General features: G+C 60.9%; 1 protein-coding gene. It reads right to left on the reverse strand.

Translation table 11 applies throughout. From position 1 onward, the window contains the following. Positions 1–37 precede the first annotated feature (37 nt). Positions 38–1318 carry an IS256 family transposase gene (locus B7R21_RS19345; RefSeq protein WP_116284886.1) on the reverse strand — a complete coding sequence of 427 codons (1281 nt, stop codon included), beginning with the start codon at positions 1316–1318 and terminating at the stop codon, positions 38–40. Between the last annotated feature and the right edge of the window lie 69 nt (positions 1319–1387).

The raw sequence follows: 1387 nt of genomic DNA on the forward strand, positions 1-1387 counted from the left end.
GGGTCTGTAACGTTTTCGGTGTTTCCGGCATTTTTGGTTAGTAGGTTTCTGCTGCCGGCCAGCGGTCGGCGAAGGTGATCGCGAACGCGTTCAGCGCGGGTTTCCACCGCACTGTCCAGCGTGTCCTGCCAACCCCGGTGGGGTCAAGCGACCGGGTCACGAGATACAGGCATTTCAGCGCCGCGGCCTCGGTCGGGAAATGACCCCGAGCCCGGACGGCACGCCGGTAACGGGCGTTCAGCGATTCGATCGCATTCGTCGAGCAGATCACGGTTCTGACCTCGACGTCGTAATCGAGGAAGGGGGTGAATTCTTCCCACGCCGACTCCCATAACCGGATGATCGCACCATATTTCTTGCCCCACTTCTCGGTGAGTTCCTCCAACGCGGCACGAGCTGCGGCTGGGCTCGAGGCGGTATAAATCGGGCGGACATCTTTCTTCAGTGCGTCCCAGTCCTTTTTCGACGCCAACCGGAACGTGTTGCGGATCAGATGGATGATGCAGGACTGGACCGTCGCTAACGGCCACACGTTGCCCACGACCTCCGGCAGTCCCTTCAGACCGTCGCAGACGAGGAAGAACGTATCGGTGACGCCCCGGTTCTTGATGTCCGTGAGGACACTCATCCAGAACTTCGCCCCCTCACCACCGGTCCCGGCCCAGAGGCCAAGGATGTCTTTCTCTCCTTCCAGAGACACCCCGATCGCCGCATAGATCGGACGGTTCGCGACCTGGCCGTCACGGATCTTCACCACGATCGCGTCAATGAAGATCGCTGCGTAGACGGCGTCCAGGGGCCGGCTGGACCACGACGCCATCTCTTCGGACACCTTCTCCGTGATCCTGGAGATGGTTTCCTTGGATACCTGCGCCCCGTAGATCTGGGCGAAATGCGCACTGATCTCACCCGTCGTCAAACCATGCGCGTACAACGACAGGACCATCTCATCAACGCCGCCCAGACGGCGTTGATGCTTCTTCACGATCTGTGGCTCGAAAGTGCCCTCCCGGTCCCTGGGGACCTCGATCTGTACATGCCCGGTCCCTTCGGTCAGGACTGTTTTTGGCCGAGACCCGTTGCGCACATTCGAGGCCTCCCGGCCAGGATCAGCGTGGTGTTTCTCGTGCCCGAGATGCTCGGTCATTTCCTCGTTCAACGCGGTCTCGAGGACCGTTTTCGTGAACTGCTTCAACAACCCATCCGGGCCCGTGAGGGACAGGCCCTGCTCGGCCGCCATCCGGACCAGTTCCTTCGCTGCGAGCTCCTCGGCAGAGGGATCCGGCTTGTTTCTCTTCACAACATCCAGTGTCGTCATCACGGCACCTTCCCCGCCAGGCACACGCCCGACGCGTTAGGCCAGAAACACCGAATTCAGCACAGTCCC

The sequence above is a fragment of the Subtercola boreus genome (assembly GCF_003399625.1).
GTDB classification, from domain to species: Bacteria; Actinomycetota; Actinomycetes; order Actinomycetales; family Microbacteriaceae; genus Subtercola; species Subtercola boreus_C.

What these genes read in the sequence shown, in the direction of transcription:
- B7R21_RS19345 (WP_116284886.1), bottom strand. Translation starts at nt 1,318, where the DNA reads ATGACGACACTGGATGTTGTGAAGAGAAACAAGCCGGATCCCTCTGCC.